Raw genomic sequence first — 18,599 nt, forward strand, 5'->3', positions numbered from 1 at the left:
GTGCTCGGGGCGCGGCGCCGGTGCGGCGAACGGCTCGACGAGGGCGTTCTCCACGCTGTTGTAGACGATGAACACGTTGGCGCGCTCGTACGGCGTGATGTTGCCGTTCGACCCGTGCATGCAGTTGGAGTCGAAGAACGTCGCCGACCCGGCCGGCCCGGTGACCTGCGCGATGCCGTGCCGGTCCGCGAGCCGCCGTACGTCCGCCGGGCCCGGCGTGCCGACCTGCTGGTCGCGCAACGACACCCGGTGGTGTTCGGGCGGCGTGCGGCCGGGGCACGGCAGGAACGTGCGGTGCGAGCCGGGCATGATCATCAGCGGCCCGTTGCTCGGCAGGTTGTCGGTCAGCGCGATCGAGACGCTGAGCGCGCGCGGGCGGGGCATGCCGTCCTCGCTGTGCCAGGTCTCGAAGTCCGAGTGCCAGTAGAAGCCGTTGCCCCCGTAGCCGGGCTTGTAGTTGACCCGGCTCTGGTGGATGTAGACCTCCGAGCCGAGCACCTGCCGGGCGCGCGCCACCAGCCGGGGGTCGGCGGCGAGCCGGGCCAGCATCGGGCTGATGCGGTGGACTTCGAAGATCGACCGCACCTCGTCCGAGCCGGGCTCGCGGATCGCGCGCTCGTCGCGGCGCCCGTCGGGTTCGGTACGCAGCCGGTGCAACTCGCCGAGGAACTGTGCGACTTCGAGTGGGTTGAGCAGCGACTCCGCGGTCAGAAAACCGTTTCTCCGATAGCCGTCCAGCTCCGCGGGGGTCAGCGGTCCGGGCGGCCCGCCGGTCCAGACGACCGGATCGGGGCGCGGGGCCTCGACGTACGCGGTCGCCGCCTCGCGGGTCGGGTACGCGTCGACGGACGGCGCGCTCTCCGTGTCGGTTCGGATCGTCATCAGACCGCCTCCTCGGTCAGCAGGGGGTAGACCCCGTGTTCGTCGTGGACCTCCCGTCCGGTGCACGGCGGGTTGAAGACGCAGACGAACCGCATGTCGCCGGCGGGCCGCATGGTGTGGCGCTCGTTGCCGTCGAGGACGTAGAGCGAGCCGGGGCCGATGCGGTGCCGCTCACCGGTTTCGTCGTCGGTCAGTTCGCCGTGGCCCTGGACGCAGTACACGGCTTCGATGTGGTTGGCGTACCACATGGACGTCTCGGTGCCCGCGTACATCACGGTCTCGTGCAGGGAGAAGCCGACGCCTTCGCGGGCCAGGACCATGCGGCGGCTGCGCCAGGTCTCGGCGCGCACGTCGCGCTCGGTGCCGTCGAGGTCGTCGATGGACAGGACGATCATGTGTGGGGTTCCTCGCAGTTCGTTCGATCGGGGGTCAGGCTGCGGTCGTCTTGGGCACCACCGCCCGGACGGCGTCGGCGAGCAGCGCGAGGCCCTCGTCGATCTCCGCGGTCGTCACGGTGAGCGGCGGCATGAGCTTCAGCACCTCGCCGCGGGGTCCGGAGGTCTCCACGAGCAGGCCGCGCTCGAACGCGGCGGCGCCGATCCGGTCGGCGGTGCCCGGGTCGTCGAACGCCAGTCCGCGGATCAGGCCGGCGCCGCGCGCCTCGGCGCCCAGCGGCGCGTACTCCTGGGCCAGCTCGGCCAGGGCGCGGCCGATCCGCTCGCCCGCGGCGAGCGTCTGCTTCTCCAGGGCGTCGTCGCGCCAGAAGTCGAGGGCCGCGGTCGCGGTGACGAAGGCCGGGTTGTGGCCGCGGAAGGTGCCGTTGTGCTCGCCGGGCGCCCACAGGTCCAGGTCGCGGCGGAACAGGGTGAGGGCCATGGGCAGGCCGTAGCCGCTGATGGACTTGGACAGGCACACGATGTCGGGCGTGATCCCGGCGGCCTCGAAGCTGAAGAAGGGACCGGTGCGGCCGCAGCCCATCTGCACGTCGTCGACGATCAGCAGGATCTCGTGCCGTGCGCACAGCTCGGCCAGACCGCGCAGCCACTCCGGACGGGCGACGTTGACGCCGCCTTCACCCTGCACGGTCTCGACGATGACGGCGGCCGGCTTGTTGAGGCCGCTGCCGCTGTCCTGCAGCAGCGTCTCGAACCACAGGAAGTCCGGGGTCTGGCCGCCGAGGTAGTTGTCGTACGGCATGGGCGTCGCGTGCACGAGTGGGATCCCGGCGCCCGCGCGCTTCATCGAGTTGCCGGTGACCGCGAGTGCGCCGAGCGTCATGCCGTGGAACGCGTTGGTGAAGCCGACCACCGCCTCGCGGCCGGTCACCTTGCGGGCCAGCTTGAGCGCCGACTCGACGGTGTTGGCTCCGGTCGGCCCGGGGAACTGCACTTTGTAGTCGAGGCCGCGCGGACGCAGGACGACCTCCTCGAACCTCTCCAGGAACGCCTGCTTGGCGGCCGTGGACATGTCGAGCGAGTGCGTGACGCCGTCGCGTTCCAGGTAGTCGAGGAGCGCGCGTTTGAGGTGCGGGTTGTTGTGCCCGTAGTTCAGTGCGCCCGCCCCGGCGAAGAAGTCGAGCCAGGAGCGGCCCGCGGTGTCGTGGATCCGGGCGCCCTGGGCGCGGTCGAAGACCGCGGGCCAGGACCGGCAGTAACTGCGTACCTCGGACTCGAGCGACGTGAAGACATCGGGCAGGGCGGCGGTGGTCATGGATCCTCCGGGGGGTGGGGGGCGAAGGTGGCGCTGCGCGAGCGCGTCGGCGAGGAGCAGGCTTCCGCTCACGGCTCAGCCCGCCAGGGACGCGAGGGGGCCGATCCGGAACAGGACCTCGGGCTCGTGCCCGCCGCCGGGGAAGTGGTCGGCGGTGAACAGGTCGCAGCGGGAGACCGGCATCGCGCGGTCGCGGCCGAACGCGTTGAAGAGCGCCATCGAGGCCGTGTTGTCGGGGGTGACGGTCGCCTCGACGAAGACCTGGCCGTGCGGCGCGCGCCGTTCGAGCAGCTCGCCGAGCATGCGGGCGGCGATGCCGCGGCCGCGAGCGTGGTCGGCGACGGCGACCTGCCACACCATCAGGGTGTCGGGTACGTCGGGGCGCACATATCCGGTCACGAAGCCGCACATGCGCCCGTCGAGGCGGGCGACGACCGAGGTCGCCGCGAAATCGCGGCACCACAGCAGGTAGTGGTACGCGGAGTTCAGGTCCAGCGTCCCGACCTCGCGGGTCAGGCGCCACAGCTCCGGCCCGTCCTCCACGGTGGGCGCTTCCAGGGTCAGGGCATCGGCACAACGTGTTTCAGCCATGCCACGGCAACTTACCGAGACGTCACTTCGGGGCCAGGGGCCCCGGGGGTTCCCTGACGGCGCTTTGTCGGCCTACGGTTCACGCGCACCCGCACGCGTAGACCGGCCTCCGCGCAGGCAAACATCGAATCCGTGTCGGGGTGGTCCGCCGATCGCGCGAAACGGGAGATTCTCGTGTGCCAGGGACTTTTTGACGGACGATCAGCGGACAATTCGGACGAGAATCCGGACAGATGACCACTCTTGCCGTGTGCCCCGCCCGTCGGCCCGACTGTCGCCCGGGCGTGGGAATGTCGACAAAATGCGGCGCGGGGCGGGGTTGTCCGCATTCGATGTGAGGATTGCCACCAGTTGCCCGTTCGACGTCGCGCGGGGGCGGGGCGCGGCGGCCGGGACGACCGTGCGGCGGACCGCGGAGGACACGGTGTGGGCACCGTTTGGCGTATGTGAGGAGGCACGTGCCCCGTGGGTGCCGACCACGCCTTATCCTCGCTGTGCTGCCGTGTGGTTTCTTCCGGTGCGACGCCGGAACGCCGTGAGGCGGCGCCGCCCGGTAGTCCGGAGCCGGGCGTGCGGTCACTGGGCCGGACCCGTCCCACAGGAGTGTGCATGTCGATACCCCAGGGTGGCGGCTATCCGCCGGGACCTCCTCCTGGCGTGCCCGGACCGCCCGGCGGCGGATGGAACTACCCGGGACCTCCGCCTCCGCCCGGGGGACCCGTGCCGCCCGGAGGGCTCGGAGGTTCGGGAGGCCCGCCCGGCGGCTGGCCCCCGCACGGCTATCCGCAGGGACCACCGCCCCCGCCGGGCCGCGGCAATCGCACCGGGATCATCATCGGGGTGATCGCCCTCGTGGTGCTCGTCATCGGCGGCGTGGTCGCCGGCGTGCTGCTCACCCAGGACGACGACAAGGGGAAGAAGGCCGATCCGACCCTGAGCCCGACGTCCGAGACCACCTCCAAGCAGCCCACGAGTCGCCCGCCGACCAGTGACGAGCCCACCGGGCCGACCACGCGTCCGGTGACGACGCCGCCCACCCGGCCGCCGTCGTCGTCCTCGGCCCCGCGGGGTTCGGTGCTCGCCAATCTGAAGGTGGACGACTGCATAAACAGTGTCGCCGGGAACTCGATCGTGGTGGACCCGATCCTCCCGGTCCCGTGTTCGAGTGCGAACTCGCACTGGAAGGTGATCTCCATCTTCCCGTCCGCGGATCCCACCGCCTGCGACAAGCTGCCCCCCGAGGACGGCTACGTGGGGCAGATCAAGGAGTTCAGCAGCGCGGGCCGCATGGCGTGCCTCGGATTCACCCGCAACACGACCCTCGACGACCTGAAGAACCTGGCGGGCTCGGCCGTCGCGAACCTGACCGAGGCCGACTTCGCGGCCCTGGTGCAGAGCTACAAGGACAAGGGCGTCGTGATCGAGTAGCACCGCTGCCCGTGCCGAACGCACTCGGCCCCCGACCGGTCGCCGGTCGGGGGCCGAGCGTGTTCCGGGACGGTTCAGCGCGCGGCGGTGTCCCAGGGGTTGTGCCCGCCGAGGGCCTCGGTGGACGCGCGGCCGGCCGCGACCACGGCCGCGGTCGCGTCCTCGCGCTCGGCGGGGGACAGCTTGCGGTCCAGGACGGCGGTGAACAGGTACCGCTGGCGCCCGCGGCGGTCGAAGACCGGCGCGGAAATGCTCGACACCGGTACGCGCGGATCCTCCTCGCCCGGGACCTCGTACTCGCGAAATGTGGTCGGCGGCAGATGCGCGCACACCCTGCGGAGCACCGGCTCGGGCAGATGCGAGGACACGAGCTGCGCGACCACCGCGTGGCCGATGTCGGTGGGCCCGCCCGCCCGTTCGACGACGTACCCGCGCTCGCGGGCGCCGGCGGCGACCGCGGCCAGTCGCCCGGGTTCGGGATCGAGGCGCACCAGCGGCTCGCGGGCGAGCCAGTCCTCCAGCACGCCGTCTGGGTTCCACAGGTGGTTGACGAGGCCGAGCGGCGGGACGAGCGGGAAGCGCTCGCCGACGAAGTCCCGTGCGTCGCCCTCGGCCAGCGTGCCCCGGCGGTCCAGGACGACCATGTCGTTCTCGACGTTTCCCACGATCAGGCAGCCCGCGCGCAGGCGTCCGTGCAGGCCGTCCAGGTACGGCCGCATCAGGTCGAGCGGGGCCACGCTGTTCTCCGCCGCGCTGCCCATACGAAGCAGGGCCGGGCCGAGCGCGTACGCCTTGTCCTCGTCCCGTGTCAGCAGCCCGCCCGCGGTGAGACTGCCCAGGACTCCCAGGCAGGTGGGCTTGCTGAGGCCGAGCCGGGTGGCGATCTCGGTGAGCGTCAGCCGCTCGGCCGGGTGTTCGGCGAGCAGTCCGAGGATCAGCACGACGCGGTCCGCCGACGGGGACATCCGTTCCGCCATGGCGTGCGCTCCTTCCGCCAAACCAAACCAAGCCAAGGCAAGCCAGGCCAGGCCAGGACTGGTCGTTGACGGTGCGTCAGATTCCCGCCTACCATCGATTCACAGTAGTGAACCATGAATTCACCATTTGGAACAGCAGGGAACGTCAGGCCCTCCGGTGCACGACGAGGATCCGGGCCGGGACGCCAAATCGCGGCAATGCGCCGGGATTTGGCGTCGGGCACGGGGTTGCGACCGCGGTTCGGAGTTGCGGTGTGCGTAGCGGCCGGAGCAGAGACCAGGAGCCCAGATGACGAGTTGGCTGTCCCGGACCACCCCCGCCGCGGTGAACTTTCCCGGCACATTGGGGCTGTTCCCGGCCCTGCGCACCAGCTATGGCGACTACTTCACGCGCTTGTGGGAGCCCCAGGTTCTCCCGGTCGTGATCACCGAGTTGTGCCGCCTGCGAATAGCGCAGTTGCACGAGTGCGACTCCGAACTGGCCGTACGCACGCGTCCCGCGGCGGACGCGGGTCTCTCCGAGGCCAAGGTCGCCCGCCTCGAACACGGCAGCGGCGACGGCGCGTTCGACGCCGCCGAGTCCGCCGCCCTGCAATACGCCGAGCAGTTCGTCATGGCCCCCGGATCCGTCACCGACGCGGAGCGCGGCCGGCTTACCGAACTGCTCGGCGAAGCAGGCCTGGTCGGGCTCGCGATGGCATGCGCGGTCTTCGACGGGTTCGCCCGCTATCAGGTCGTGCTCGGCACCCACGCGGAGGCCGACCCCGCTGCCGAACCCCACGTGGCGGACCTCCCGGGCCTGGACCCCGCGGCTCCGGCGACGCCGCCCCCGACCGACCCCACCGACCCCATCGCGGCCAGCCCGTTCGCCCTCCAGCCCGATCTTCTGGCGTCCTTCCTGCGGCTCTACGGCACGCTGTGGTCCGGCGGCACCGTCGACCACCCCTCCAAGGAGGTCGCCCGGCTGCGCAACGCCCGGGTCACCGACTGCCGCTTCTGCCGCGCGGTGCGCTACGACCAGGCCCGCCAAGCCGGTCTCACCGAAGACCTCGTGGCCCTCATCGACGACGGTTTCGAGGCCAGTGCCCTGGAGGAACGCCACAAGGTCGTCATCCGCCTCGCCGACGTCTTCCTCGGCAATCCGCACGGTGTCACCGACGACCTGCGTACCGACCTCCTGGACGCCTACGGCCCGGCGGGCACGGTGGAGCTCACCGCCGGACTCGCGCTGTTCATGGGCTTCTCCAAGATCGCGGTCAGCCTCGGCACCATCCCCGACAACCTCCCCGCGCAGATCCCGCTGCCCACGCCCACCCGCTGACCGGCTGACCCGCACTGAGGTCCGCCGACACGTGCCGACACCTGCCGACACACCTCGGCATCCGTCGACCGGCCGTCCACCGAAGCCCGGCCACCGCCCCGGCCGGCCCGAAAATCGGGCCAGTACAGTACCGGGATGGCAAATCTCCGCGAGCAGATCGTCGCCGAGCTCGGCGTCAAGCCGACCGTCGTCCCCAAGGTCGAGATCCGGCGGCGCGTCGACTTCCTCAAGGCCTACCTGCGGTCGACCCCGGCCCAGGGCTACGTCCTCGGGATCAGCGGCGGCCAGGACAGCACGCTCGCCGGCCGGCTGTGCCAGCTCGCCTGCGAGGAGCTCCGCGCCGAGGGGCACGACGCGACCTTCGTCGCCGTCCGCCTGCCTTACGGCGTACAGGCCGACGAGCACGACGCGCAGATCGCCCTCGGCTTCATCGGCCCCGACCGGTCGATCACCGTGAACGTGAAGCCGGGTGCGGACGCCGTCGCCGCCGAGACCGCCCGCGGCCTGCGGGACGAGCTCGGCGACGGCACCGTGCTGCGGGACTTCGTCCGCGGCAACATCAAGGCGCGTGAGCGCATGGTGGTCCAGTACGGCATCGCCGGGCAGCTCAATATGCTCGTCGTGGGAACCGACCATGCCGCCGAGGCGGTGACCGGCTTCTTCACCAAGTACGGCGACGGCGGCGTCGACCTCACCCCGCTGACCGGCCTGACCAAGCGTCAGGGCGCGGCGCTGCTCCAGGAGATGGGCGCGCCGGACAGCGTCTGGAAGAAGGTGCCCACCGCCGACCTCGAGGACGACCGGCCGGCGCTCCCCGACGAAGAGGCACTGGGCCTGACGTACGCGCAGATCGACGACTACCTCGAAGGCGCCGACGTCCCGCCGGAGGTGGCCGCGAAGCTGGAGTCGACGTACCTGGCGACCCGGCACAAGCGGGCGCTGCCCACCACGCCTCTCGACACCTGGTGGCAGTGACCCGGGCGCCGCGGCTCAGGCGGTCGGCACGACCATCGGCGTCCCGGTGACGGGATCCGGCACCACGAGGCTCGGCAGGCCGAACACCTCGTCCATCAGCGCGGCGTCCACGATGTCGCCGGGCGCCCCCTCGGCGCACACCCGGCCGTCCTTCATCGCCACGATGTGGTCCGCGAACCGACACGCCTGATTGACGTCGTGCAGGACCGCGACGATCGTGCGCCCGTCGTCGCGCAGTCGGGCGAGCAGGCGCAGCAACTGGTACTGGTGCGCCAGGTCGAGGAAGGTCGTCGGCTCGTCCAGCAGCACGTACGGGGTCTGCTGCGCGAGCACCATGGCGATCCAGACGCGCTGGCGCTGCCCGCCGGAGAGCCGGGCGACCGGGCGGTCCGCCAGGTCCCGCACGCCCGCCGCGTCCATCGCCTCGTCGACCGCCCGCATGTCGGCGGCGGTGCGGACGGAGAGCAGCGAGCGGTGCGGGAAGCGCCCGCGGTCCACGAGCTGGCGTACGAGGATGTTCTCCGGGGCCGCCAAGTCCTGGGGGAGGAAGGCCATTTCCCGGGCGATGTCCTTGGGGCGGCAATCGTGCACGTCGCGCCCGTCGAGCAGCACCGCTCCCGTGGACGGCCGCAACAGGCGTACGAGCGCCCGCAGCAGGGTCGACTTGCCGGACGCGTTGGCGCCGATGATCGCGGTGAACGCCCCGTCGGGGAGGGCGAGGGTGAGGTTCGCCGACACCGTGCGGTCGCCGTACGTGAGGGTGATGTCCTGCGCGGTCAGGCGTGCGGTCACGATCGTTTGACTTCCTTGAGGAGCAGCAGCAGGAGGTACGCGCCGCCGATCGCGGTGGTCACCACGCCGACCGGCAGCGTCACCGGCGCAAGCACGGTCTGCGCGACCAGGTCGGCGCTCAGCAGCAGGACGGCTCCGGTCAGCGCCGCGGGGACGAACTGGATGCCCGGCGACCGGGTGATCGCACGGCCGAGGTGCGGGGCGGCGAGTGCGACGAACGCGATCGGGCCGGTGATCGCGGTCACGGTGGCGGTGCAGCCGGCGCCCGCGACGACGGCCAGCAGGCGGTGCCGGTTGAGGCGGACGCCCGACGTCACCGCGATCGCGTCGCCGAGTGCGGCCTGTTGGGTCGCTCGCGCGTTGAGCACGAGCAGCACCGCGAGCACGGCGGCGACGACGAACGCCACGTCCAGGTCGGCCCAGTCCACACCGTTGAGCGAACCGATGTTCCACATCTCGGCGGCGATCGCGATGTCCAGGTCGGCGCGCAGGATGATCCACGAATTGACCGCGGTGAGCATGGCGTTCACCGCGATGCCGATCACGATGAGCCGGTGGCCGCCGAAGCCGGAGCGCGTGGAGAGGGCGAGGACCACAGCCGCGGTCAGCAGGCCTCCCACGACGGAGCCCGCCGCCGTCGAGGCGGTGGATCCCTCGATCACCACCATCACGGTGAGCGCGCCGGTGTAGGAGCCGACGTCGAGCCCGATCACGTCCGGGCTGCCCAGTTCGTTGCGCGTCAGGTTCTGGAACACCGCCCCGGCGCAGCCCAGCAGCGCGCCGAACAGGCAGGCCGCGACGACCCGGGGCAGGCGCCACTCGCGTACGACGACGGACAGGTCGCCGTGCCCGGCGAGGGCGTCGGCCACGTCGAGCGGGTTGCTCCAGGTGTCCCCGCGGCACAGGCCGGCCGCGGCGAAGCCCAGGAGCAGCACCAGCAGCACGGCCATTCCGCCGATCGCGCGGGGCTCGACGCCGAGGGCACGGCAGGCCCGGGTGATCGGCCCGGGGCGGTACGCCGCCTGCGGCCGCGCGGCTTTGCCCGGCTCCGGTGCGTGCGGGGCCGAGTCGGCCGCTGGGAGCGTCCGCGTCGGCCCGGTCACAGGGCACTCCCTTCGTAGCGCCGCACGGCCCAGATGAGGACCGGCGCGCCGAAGAAGGCGGTGACCACGGCCACCGGCACCTCTCCGGTCGGCAGCAGCAGTCGGCCCGTGACGTCGGAGGCGAGCAGCAGCACCGGTCCTAGAAGCGCGCTGTACGCCAGCAGCCACGGCACCGACCCGCCCGCGGGGCGCCGCACGATGTGCGGAACCATCAGGCCCAGAAAGGCGATCGGCCCCGCGACGGCGGTCGCGGTGCCGGCCAGCACGGTCACGACGGCGAGTACCGCGACGCGAGTGCGGACCACATGGGCGCCGAGGCCGTGCGCGACGTCCTCGCCCAGGGCGAGCGTGTTGAGCGCCCCGGTGAGCAGGAACGCGCCGATCAGCGCGCCCACGATCAGCAGCACCGGCAGCAGGAGCGGCACCTGTTCGCGGCCCGCGAGGGAGCCCACGCTCCAGAAGCGGTAGTGGTCGAAGGCGTCCGGGTCCAGGATGCGCAGCGACAGCGAGACGCCGGTGAGCACGGAACCGAGTGCGACGCCGGCCAGCACCAGCCGCAACGGCGAGGTGCGGCCGACGGCGTGGACCACGACGCCCGCGACGAGCGCCCCGGCCAGCGCCAGCGACACCTGTACGTCCTGGCGCCCCGCGATGCCCGTCGTCGCGCCGACCGTCACCGCGAAGCCCGCGCCCTGGGTGATCCCGAGAAGGCCGGGCTCCGCCAAGGGGTTCCGGGTCAGGGTCTGGGTCAGGGCCCCGGCCACACCGAGCGCCGCGCCCACGCAGATCCCCAGGACGGTGCGCGGGACCCGGATGTCACGGATCGTCAGATCGGTGTCACGCCCTGCGGGATCGGTGAGCGCGCGCCAGACGTCGCCGAGCGGTATCGACCGGGCGCCCATGGCGAGGCTGAGCCCGCAGACCACCGTGAGCAGGGCGACGAGGCCGACGAGCAGCAGGATCTTGCCCGGGGCGGCCCCGGAGGCCGGCTCGGTGCGCGGGACTTGCCGGGTCTCGGGGACCTCTTCAGTCTTCGAGTCCGGCGACACCGCGCCTCCAGTACCCGGTGAACAGGGCGTCGAGGCGGTCCTTGGCCCACGCGCGCAACGGCTTGATGTCGTCGGCCTCGCCCGCCGCGAACAGGAAGACCCGTCCGGCGGGGAGCGGCAGTTCGCGTACGGTGCCGGCGAGACCGGACGTGTCGCCGCGGGTCAGCCAGACCACCTCGACGCCCGGGCGCTCGGCGAGCGGGTACCGGTGCTCGTCGCGGTGCCCGGTCTCGACCACGAGGTGCGCCGACACGTCCCGCGGGGACTCCTCCAGCCACCGTGCCGCAGCCGGCAGCGCGGTGGTGTCGACGGCGAAGAGGTAGTGGTCGTAGTTGTGCGGGAACGCCTTGGCTCCGGGCGGCCCGGCGATCGCGACGTCATCGCCGGGTTCGGCGGCGACCGCCCAGTCCGAGGCCACCCCGCCGGGGTGCACGACGAAGTCGATGTCCATCTCGCGGGCCCCGGCGTCGTACCGCCGCGCCGTGTACCGGCGGCTGACCGGCGACGGCTTCGGCCAGGTCAGCGACTGCTCGTCGTCGGGCACCGGCAGACGCAACGTGCCGTCCGGGTCCGGGAAGACGATCTTGAAGTGATCGTCGCACTGGTAGGAGTGGAAGCCTTCGAGACCCGGGCCGCCGACGGTGAGGCGGAGGATCGACGAGGTCACGTACTCCTTGCGCAGCAGCGTGACGGTGCGGATGTGGATCGGGTAGCCGATCTTGGCGATGCCTTCGCCGTCCGCGTGGTGGGCGGCGACGCGCGGGCCGGGGTTGTCGCGTTCGATGAGCACGGCGGATCCGATCACTTGGCCAGGAGAGGGGCGAGAGCCTGGTCCACGGAGTCGAGCGTGCGCTGCGCCTGCGCGTACGTCGCCGCCGCCGTGTACCGGATCGGGTAGGCCTTGCCGGCCTTGACCGCGGGCAGGTTCTTCCACAGCGGCGAGTCGAGGACGTACTGCACGCCGGCGCTCGGGGTGCCGTCGTCCTGGACCGTGTACGTGATCACGTCCGCCTCGCCCAGGCTGGCGGGCAGCTCCTCGATGGACGGCGTCTCCGAGACCGCGGACGAACCGCCCGTGTCCTTCTTGACCTGGCCGTAGTAGTTCAGGCCGATGTCCTGCGCGATGTTGGTGCCCCACGAACCGGCGAACTCGCGCTGGAAGGTGCCCTGCGAGGTCTCGTTGTACGCGCCGAGGTGGCCGAACTTGAGGCCGCCGACGGCGCCCGCGTATTTGGCCTTCAGCTCCTCGGTCCGCTTCTCGTACGCCTTGCGGGTCTCCTCGGTGTGGCCCGCGCGTCCCGCGGCGTCGGCCTGACGGGCCGACAGTTCGCGCCAGGCGGACGGCAGGCTGGGGCCGATCGCGACCACCGGCGCGATCGACTCCAGGCGCTTGAGGTCGATCTCGCCGAGCACCGGCTTGGGCACGCCGATGATGATGAGGTCCGGCTTCGTGGCGGCGATGGCCTCGTAGTTGGTCTCCTTGGCCGTCGCGCCGCCGATCTTGTGGAGCTTGTCGTAGTCGGTCCGCTCCTGAGGGGTCATCAGCCCGAGGCCGCGCGGCCAGGTGGATATGCCGACGAGCGGGGCCTTCGCCTCGATCAGCACCGGCACCGCGTACCCGGTCGCGACCACGCGCTTGGGGTCGACCGGGATGGTGATCTGCCCGTTGTCGGCGGCGACCACGCGCGTCGCGCCCTTGCCCCCGCTCGCGTCGCCGTCGGAGTGGGACCCGCAGCCCGCCAGGAGCGCGGCCGCGGTCACGGTGGCCAACCCGGCCGAGACGATTCGGAGCGGCGGACGAACGGACATTTGGTTTCCTTTGGGTCGAACGGCGGTCAGGCGCCCCCAATCGGTCGGCGCGGCCAACTTAGGCTAGCCTCACCTGAGTCTTGGCGGTTGTCCGGAAAGGTCACCTGATGTCGATCAGAGGACAGGACGTGGGCGGCGATCCGATCGCCTGCGACGCGTTCGGGTATGGCCTCGGACGGCCCACGGGCATCCTGGTCCTGCTCTACCGAGCGGACGGGCCCATGGGATTCGGCGCCGTCCGCCACGACCTGCTCCACCAGCTCTACTGGTCGCCGGACGGAATGCTCTCGGCGGTGTACGGCGGCCGCTCCTGCTTCACCGCGCCGGGAGAGGCCTTCTGGGCGGAACGCGGGGTCAGCCACGAGGTGCGCGCCGCCGACCGGCAGACCGTCTACCGCCTGTGCCTGCGCGAAGTGCCGGACCCCCTGGCCGGGTTCCGCCGCGGCCACGTGGCGGTCGGCGCGCGGGCGACGCGCCTCGTCCAGGAGATCGCCACCCCCGGGTACGACGAACGCCTGGCGCTGGAGGCCCGCGGGCGGATCCTGTCCGACCTCGCGCCGATCACCCCGGACGTCGCCGCGCAGTGCGCGGACGGCAAGGGCTTCGCCCGCGCCGTCGCCCGCGCGATGAGCCACGACCCGGCCGACCCGACCCGCCTCGACGAGTGGGCGGAACAACTGCACATCAGCGCCAAGACCCTCCAGCGGGACTTCGTACGCGAGTTCGGCATGTCCTTCAGCCGGCACCGCACGACCCTGCGGCTCCGGGCGGCCCGCGCCCTGCTCGTCGTCGAACCGGTCTCCGTGGTGGCCCATCGCGTGGGGTACTCCAGCGTCTCGGCGTTCGTCGTGGCGTTCGCGAAGGAGTACGGATCGCCGCCCGGCCAGTACTCCCGCGCCCGCCTCGCCTCGCCGGTCTGAAGGCCGCTGAAACCGCGGTGAAACCGCACTGAACCGCCTCGGGCGCAGGCTCGGCGGCATGACCACAACGACCGGCGAACCCGCGATCGCGGCCACAGGGCTGCGCAAGGCGTACGGCAGCAAGACCGTCCTCGACGGCATCGACCTCCACGTCCCGGCCGGCACCGTCTTCGCGTTGCTCGGACCCAACGGCGCCGGCAAGACCACAGCCGTGCAGATCCTTTCCACCCTCATCGGCGCCGACGCCGGAGAGATCCGGGTCGGCGGCCACGACCTGGCCGCCGACCCTCAGGCGGTACGCGCCGCGATCGGCGTCACCGGGCAGTTCTCCGCCGTCGACAACCTGATCACGGCCAGGGAGAACATGCTGCTCATGGCCGACCTGAACCACCTTTCGCGCCGCGAGGGCCGCCGGGTCGCCGAGGAGTTGCTCGGCCGGTTCGACCTGGCGGACGCGGCCGGCAAACCGCCGATCACGTACTCCGGCGGCATGCGCCGCCGCCTCGACCTCGCCATGACCCTGGTCGGGCGGCCCCGTATCATCTTCCTCGACGAGCCGACCACCGGCCTGGACCCGCGCAGCCGCCACAACATGTGGCAAATCATCGGAGAGCTGGTGACCGGCGGCGTCACCGTCTTCCTCACCACGCAGTACCTGGAGGAGGCCGACCGGCTCGCCGACCGGATCGCCGTGCTGAACGACGGGAGGATCGCCGCCGAGGGCACCTCCGCGGAACTCAAGCGGCTCGTCCCCGGCGGGCACGTGCGCCTGCGGTTCGCCGAGCCGTTCGCGTACGAGAACGCGGTCGACGCCCTGCGCGAGGTCACCCGGGACGACGATTCGCTGTCCCTGACCATCCCCAGCCGAGGCAGCCAGCGCGAACTGCGCGGCATCCTCGACCGGCTGGACGCCGCCGGGGTCGAGGCGGACGAACTGACCGTGCACACGCCCGACCTCGACGACGTGTTCTTCGCACTCACCGGCCACCCCGCCGCCGCGGGCGGCGATCCTGTCGACCCGGTCGGCGCGGTCGATCCTGTCGACCCCGTGGAAGAGGCTCCCTCCGCCGACCGCAAGGAGACCGTCCGATGAGCCCGCTGTCCCTGACCGTCCGCGACTCGACCACGATGCTGCGCCGCAACCTGCTGCACGCCCGGCGCTACCCCTCGTTGACGCTCAACGTGCTCCTCACTCCGGTCGTGCTGCTGCTGTTGTTCGTGTACGTCTTCGGCGACACCATGAGCGCCGGCATCACCGGCAGCGTCGACCGCGACGTGTACGTCACCTACCTGCTGCCCGGCATCCTCGTGATGACCATCGGCGGAACCGCGCTCGGCACCGCCGTGTCGGTGGCCGGCGACATGTCGCAGGGCATCATCGACCGGTTCCGAACCATGGCGATCTCCCGCGCCTCGATCCTCGTCGGGCACGTCGTCGGCGCGGTGCTCAAGACGCTGATGTCGCTGGCGTTCGTGCTGGCCCTGGGGCTCGCCATCGGATTCCGGCCGGAGGCCGACGCGTTCGACTGGATCGCCGCCGTCGGCGTGCTCACGCTTGCGAGCCTGGCGCTCACCTGGATCGCCGTCGCGCTCGGCATGGCGAGCCCCACTCCCGAAGGGGCGAGCAACAACGGGCTGCCGCTGATGCTGCTGCCGTTCCTGAGCAGCGCGTTCGTACCGCTGGACGCGATGCCGGGATGGTTCCGGCCCATCGCCGAGTACCAGCCTTTCACCCCGGTCATCGAGACGCTCCGCGGTCTGCTGCTCGGCGACCCGATCGGTGCGAAGAACGCGGTCCTGGCCGTGGCGTGGTGCGTCGTCCTCAGCGTGCTGGGCTACCTGTGGTCGAAGACGCTGTTCAACCGCGAGTCGCGACGCTGACGCCGCGCAGTTCCCGTGCCGCCGTGGCCTCCAACTCGGGGCGGGACAGGGCGGCGTACGCCGAGACCGCCTCGGCGTACCCTGCCGCGTCCACCCGCTCGGCGAACCGCCGCCCCACGTCGGCGGAGAGCGACGGGAACTGCCGGTGCACGTGCAGGTGTTCGGCGAGCACCACCAGGCGTACGCCGGCCGCGTCGCCCTCGGCCAGAACCGCAAGACCGACCGCCAGCAGCGCGGTCCCGGCCGCCGGCAGCCGCAGGTGGCGGTTCTCCAGCACCGGCTGCGACAACAACGGGTACAGCCAGGAACGCAGTTCGCGTGCCGTATCGGCGACCGCGTCGACCCTGCCGTGCAACGCGTGCGCCGCCACCGCCGCGGACCGCACCTCCACCGACCACACCTCGGCGAACGGGTCGTCGACGGTGGGCAGGTCGTCCGCGCGGACCCGTTCGACGGCCTTCCGCCACAGGCCGAGCCCGGCCTCGGTCAGGTTCCGGGCCAGGGCGATCTCGGCGCGCGAGGCGAGGTCCGGACTGAAGACCAGGGAGACATCCCGCGGCTGGTCCAGTGCCGCCAACTCCAGCCAGTGCTCCGCCTCTTCCACCTCGCCGCGCTGCACGCAGGCGAGCGCGAGCGCCCAGCGGAAGCCGATCGAGTCGGACCAGTCCCCGGACCGGTTCAGCACGTCCACGGCGTGCCGCAGGTGCCGGTACGCCTCCTCGCCGCGCCCGGTCTGGAGGCACAACTCGCTGACGCGGCCGAGCCCGAGCATCTGCGTCGCCGGGTTCCGCAACGGCGAGAGCGCGGTCAGCATCCGGCGGGACGCGTCCAGCGCGGCGTCCACGTCGTGCGCGTACTCCCACAGATAGCTGGCGAAGCAGTCGGCGACGCCCTGGAGGAGCGGCGCGTCGGACGCGCACAACTCCCGCAGGCGGGTGTAGTCGGGCGACCGCAGCTCGGGCAGCGCACGCAGCATCAGGTCGAGAGCGTGCACCAGGGTGTCCGGCGGAGGCGGGGGCAGCCTGCGCAGGGTGACCAACTGCCGTACGGCACGCGGTCCGGAGAGCATGAACAGGCTCACCGTGCACACCGCCGCCGCGCTCCGGACCGGTTCGACGTCCTCCGGCCCCGGCCGGAAGTGGGACAGCGGCGGTCCGGTGTCCGCGGCGAGCGCCGCCAGCCGGGCGAAGTTGTTGTCCGACGCCCACAAGGAGGCGAGCACGGCGGCGACGGCCGCGATGGCGGGGCCGTCCGACCGCGCGAGGGCGTGCCGCAGAGACAGCACGAGGTTGTCCTGCTCGGCTTTGATCAGCGCCCACGCGTCCCACGGGTCGGCGGTGAACAGCGTGTCGTGCCGGGCCCTCCCGAAGTCCCGGGCCCAGTGCAGGAATCGCGTGGTGACGTCGTCGTCCTCGCCCGCCTCGGCACGGCGGGCCGCACTGAACTCGCGTACCGCCTCCAGCATGTGGAAGCGCACGCCCGCGGATGTGTCACCGGCCTTGATCAGCGACTGGTCGGCCAACTGCGCCAGCAGCGACAGCGCGTCGGCGCCCAACACATGCTCCGCGGCGTCCCCGGTGAACCCGCCCGGGAACACCGAGAGCATGCGCAACGCGGCCTGGCCGTCCGGGTCGAGCAGGTTCCAGCTCCACTCGACCACGGCGAGAAGGGTGCGGTGCCGCTCCGGAGTGTCCCGGGCGCCGCCGCGCAGCAGCGCGAACCGGTCGCGCAGCCGCTCGGCGATCTGCGGCACGGACAGCACGCGGACCCGGGCGGCGGCCAGTTCCACCGCGAGCGGCAGGCCGTCCAGCCGGCGGCAGATCGCCACGACCGGTTCGTCCCGCAGCTCCGCGTCCGGCCGTGCGGCGCGGGCCCGCTGCCGGAACAGCTCGACGGTCGAGGCGGCGTCGAGTTCGGGCAGCGCGTAGAGGGATTCGGAGGTCAGCCCGAGCGGGGCCCGGCTGGTGGCGAGGACCCGCAGATCCGGCGAGCGCGACACCAGTGCCCGGACCAGGTCGGCGGCGCCGCGCACGACATGCTCGCAGTTGTCGAGCACCAGAAGTGCCGGGCCGGGACCGAGGGCGCCGATGATGCCGTCGAGGTCGGTGACCGGCAGCGCGAAGTGCCTGGCCTTGCCGACTCCGAGCGCCGAGGCCACCTCACCGGCCACCTCGTCGTCGGCGGTGACGCCGGCGAGCGGGACGAAGCACACCGTCCGCTGCTCTGCCGCGCGGCCGACCGCGTGCGCGATGCGGGTCTTGCCGATTCCGCCGGGGCCGATGACCGTGGTCACCCGGGCGCTGCGCACCAGGTCGGCGATCGCGGCGACGTCGGCGTCCCGGCCCACCAGCGGGTTCGGCTCGTGCAGGACGCCGTGCCGGACGATCGGCGCCGTGCCGCGCAGCAACGCCTGGTGCACGGACTTGAGTTCGTCGCCCGGATCGGTGCCGAGCGCGTCGCGCAGGGAACGGCGGTAGGTGTCGTACCGGGTGAGCGCGGCGGCCGGACCGACGGCGGACGCCTCGCAGCGCAGCAGCTCGGCCAACACCTCCTCGTCCCGCGGCAGTTCGCGGGCAAGGCCGACGAGCGGGGCAATGGCCTCGGCCCGTCGTCCGAGCCGGGCGAGAGCCAGCGCGCGGGAGCGTACGAGCGTGCGATGCGCGGCGGAACGCGCGGCTCGCAGCGCCGCCACCGGATCGTGCAGGTCCTCGTCGGCCGCGGGCGCCACCACCCCGTCCCACAACGCGAGCCCGGCCTCCGCCTCGGCCAGCGCGCCGACGTGGTCACCGGCCGCCGCCCGGGCCTCGCCGCGTGCGGCGTGCAGCAGAAGTGCGGAGCTGTCGACCTCCTCCGCGGCGAGGGCGAGACGGTACCCGGCCGCCGTACCGACGATCAGCCCGGCACCGACCTGCGCCCGCAATCGGGAGACCAGCACCTGCACGGCCTTGCCGGGCCGCTCCGGCAACACATCGGGCCACAGGCCCTCGACCAGTCGCCCGGTGCTGCACCCCGCTCGCAGGTCCTCGGCGAGCAGCGCAAGGAGCCCGCGCAGCCGCGGCGCGGTGATCTCCCGGCCCCGGTAGGCCACGCGCGTCAGCAACGTCAGCTCGGTGGTCACCTTTGCAGACTAACCAGCGGCTCGGAGGTGGCCGGGTGTACGC

The 18,599-nt window shown here is 72.1% G+C and carries 17 protein-coding genes; 6 read left to right on the forward strand and 11 right to left on the reverse strand.

Annotation, left to right across the window (positions count from 1 at the left end):
• From thpD to ectA, 4 genes are all read right to left on the reverse strand, one after another.
• Positions 1–882, reverse strand: an 882-nt coding sequence (thpD, locus tag AB0C36_RS26190) for an ectoine hydroxylase (RefSeq protein WP_358358196.1), incomplete at its 3' end; no start/stop codon positions are given.
• Positions 882–1,277, reverse strand: a complete 396-nt coding sequence (locus tag AB0C36_RS26195; RefSeq protein WP_358358199.1) for an ectoine synthase — start codon at positions 1,275–1,277, stop codon at positions 882–884. The genes AB0C36_RS26195 and thpD, both read right to left, overlap by 1 nt.
• A 34-nt stretch (positions 1,278–1,311) precedes the next feature.
• Positions 1,312–2,592, reverse strand: coding sequence for a diaminobutyrate--2-oxoglutarate transaminase (gene ectB, locus AB0C36_RS26200; RefSeq protein ID WP_358358200.1), 1,281 nt, complete (start codon positions 2,590–2,592; stop codon positions 1,312–1,314).
• Between the two features lie 75 nt (positions 2,593–2,667).
• On the reverse strand, positions 2,668–3,183 hold the full coding sequence (gene ectA, locus AB0C36_RS26205) for a diaminobutyrate acetyltransferase (protein ID WP_358358203.1): 516 nt from the start codon (positions 3,181–3,183) through the stop codon (positions 2,668–2,670).
• Between the two features lie 609 nt (positions 3,184–3,792).
• Between ectA and AB0C36_RS26210 the strand changes: the two genes are divergently transcribed.
• A complete protein-coding gene (locus AB0C36_RS26210; RefSeq protein WP_358358206.1) occupies positions 3,793–4,611 on the forward strand; it encodes a hypothetical protein in 819 nt (272 codons plus the stop codon).
• A gap of 74 nt (positions 4,612–4,685) precedes the next feature.
• Here the strand turns inward: AB0C36_RS26210 and AB0C36_RS26215 are convergent, their stop codons facing one another.
• On the reverse strand, positions 4,686–5,588 hold the full coding sequence (locus tag AB0C36_RS26215; RefSeq protein ID WP_358358209.1) for an IclR family transcriptional regulator: 903 nt from the start codon (positions 5,586–5,588) through the stop codon (positions 4,686–4,688).
• A gap of 289 nt (positions 5,589–5,877) precedes the next feature.
• On the opposite strand from AB0C36_RS26215, the gene AB0C36_RS26220 reads away from it, so the two are divergent.
• The gene (locus AB0C36_RS26220; RefSeq protein WP_358358212.1) at positions 5,878–6,909 is read left to right on the forward strand and encodes a carboxymuconolactone decarboxylase family protein; all 1,032 of its coding nucleotides are present in this window, start codon (positions 5,878–5,880) and stop codon (positions 6,907–6,909) included.
• 135 nt (positions 6,910–7,044) lie between these two features.
• Complete coding sequence (gene nadE, locus AB0C36_RS26225) at positions 7,045–7,884, forward strand: NAD(+) synthase (RefSeq protein WP_358358215.1); 840 nt, start codon at positions 7,045–7,047, stop codon at positions 7,882–7,884.
• A gap of 15 nt (positions 7,885–7,899) precedes the next feature.
• Here the strand turns inward: nadE and AB0C36_RS26230 are convergent, their stop codons facing one another.
• The 5 genes from AB0C36_RS26230 to AB0C36_RS26250 form a co-directional block, all read right to left on the reverse strand.
• Positions 7,900–8,676 carry an ABC transporter ATP-binding protein gene (locus tag AB0C36_RS26230; protein WP_358358218.1) on the reverse strand — a complete coding sequence of 259 codons (777 nt, stop codon included), beginning with the start codon at positions 8,674–8,676 and terminating at the stop codon, positions 7,900–7,902.
• Positions 8,673–9,626 (reverse strand): FecCD family ABC transporter permease, encoded by a 954-nt coding sequence (locus AB0C36_RS26235; RefSeq protein WP_358358308.1) that lies wholly within the window; start codon positions 9,624–9,626, stop codon positions 8,673–8,675. The genes AB0C36_RS26230 and AB0C36_RS26235 overlap by 4 nt, the downstream gene beginning before the upstream one ends.
• A 149-nt stretch (positions 9,627–9,775) precedes the next feature.
• Positions 9,776–10,741: a FecCD family ABC transporter permease gene (locus AB0C36_RS26240; RefSeq protein WP_358358311.1), complete on the reverse strand. Its 966-nt coding sequence runs from the start codon at positions 10,739–10,741 to the stop codon at positions 9,776–9,778.
• A 64-nt stretch (positions 10,742–10,805) separates the two neighbouring features.
• A complete protein-coding gene (locus AB0C36_RS26245; protein WP_358358220.1) occupies positions 10,806–11,633 on the reverse strand; it encodes a siderophore-interacting protein in 828 nt (275 codons plus the stop codon).
• Positions 11,630–12,637, reverse strand: coding sequence for an ABC transporter substrate-binding protein (locus tag AB0C36_RS26250; protein ID WP_358358223.1), 1,008 nt, complete (start codon positions 12,635–12,637; stop codon positions 11,630–11,632). Before AB0C36_RS26250 ends, AB0C36_RS26245 begins: the two co-directional genes overlap by 4 nt.
• 107 nt (positions 12,638–12,744) lie before the next feature.
• Here AB0C36_RS26250 and AB0C36_RS26255 point away from each other — a divergent pair, with 107 nt between their 5' ends.
• From AB0C36_RS26255 to AB0C36_RS26265, 3 genes are read left to right on the forward strand one after another with little or no spacing between them, the layout of a single operon-like run.
• Positions 12,745–13,557 (forward strand): helix-turn-helix domain-containing protein, encoded by an 813-nt coding sequence (locus AB0C36_RS26255; RefSeq protein ID WP_358358226.1) that lies wholly within the window; start codon positions 12,745–12,747, stop codon positions 13,555–13,557.
• Between the two features lie 58 nt (positions 13,558–13,615).
• The gene (locus AB0C36_RS26260; protein ID WP_358358229.1) at positions 13,616–14,650 is read left to right on the forward strand and encodes an ATP-binding cassette domain-containing protein; all 1,035 of its coding nucleotides are present in this window, start codon (positions 13,616–13,618) and stop codon (positions 14,648–14,650) included.
• Positions 14,647–15,438 carry an ABC transporter permease gene (locus tag AB0C36_RS26265; protein WP_358358232.1) on the forward strand — a complete coding sequence of 264 codons (792 nt, stop codon included), beginning with the start codon at positions 14,647–14,649 and terminating at the stop codon, positions 15,436–15,438. Before AB0C36_RS26260 ends, AB0C36_RS26265 begins: the two co-directional genes overlap by 4 nt.
• Here the strand turns inward: AB0C36_RS26265 and AB0C36_RS26270 are convergent.
• Entirely contained in the window at positions 15,416–18,556 is a 3,141-nt protein-coding gene (locus AB0C36_RS26270) for an ATP-binding protein (protein ID WP_358358235.1), read from the reverse strand. The two genes, AB0C36_RS26265 and AB0C36_RS26270, sit on opposite strands and share 23 nt — an antisense overlap.
• Between the last annotated feature and the right edge of the window lie 43 nt (positions 18,557–18,599).

The sequence above is a fragment of the Streptodolium elevatio genome, from assembly GCF_040649515.1.
Taxonomy (GTDB): Bacteria; Actinomycetota; Actinomycetes; order Streptomycetales; family Streptomycetaceae; genus Yinghuangia; species Yinghuangia elevatio.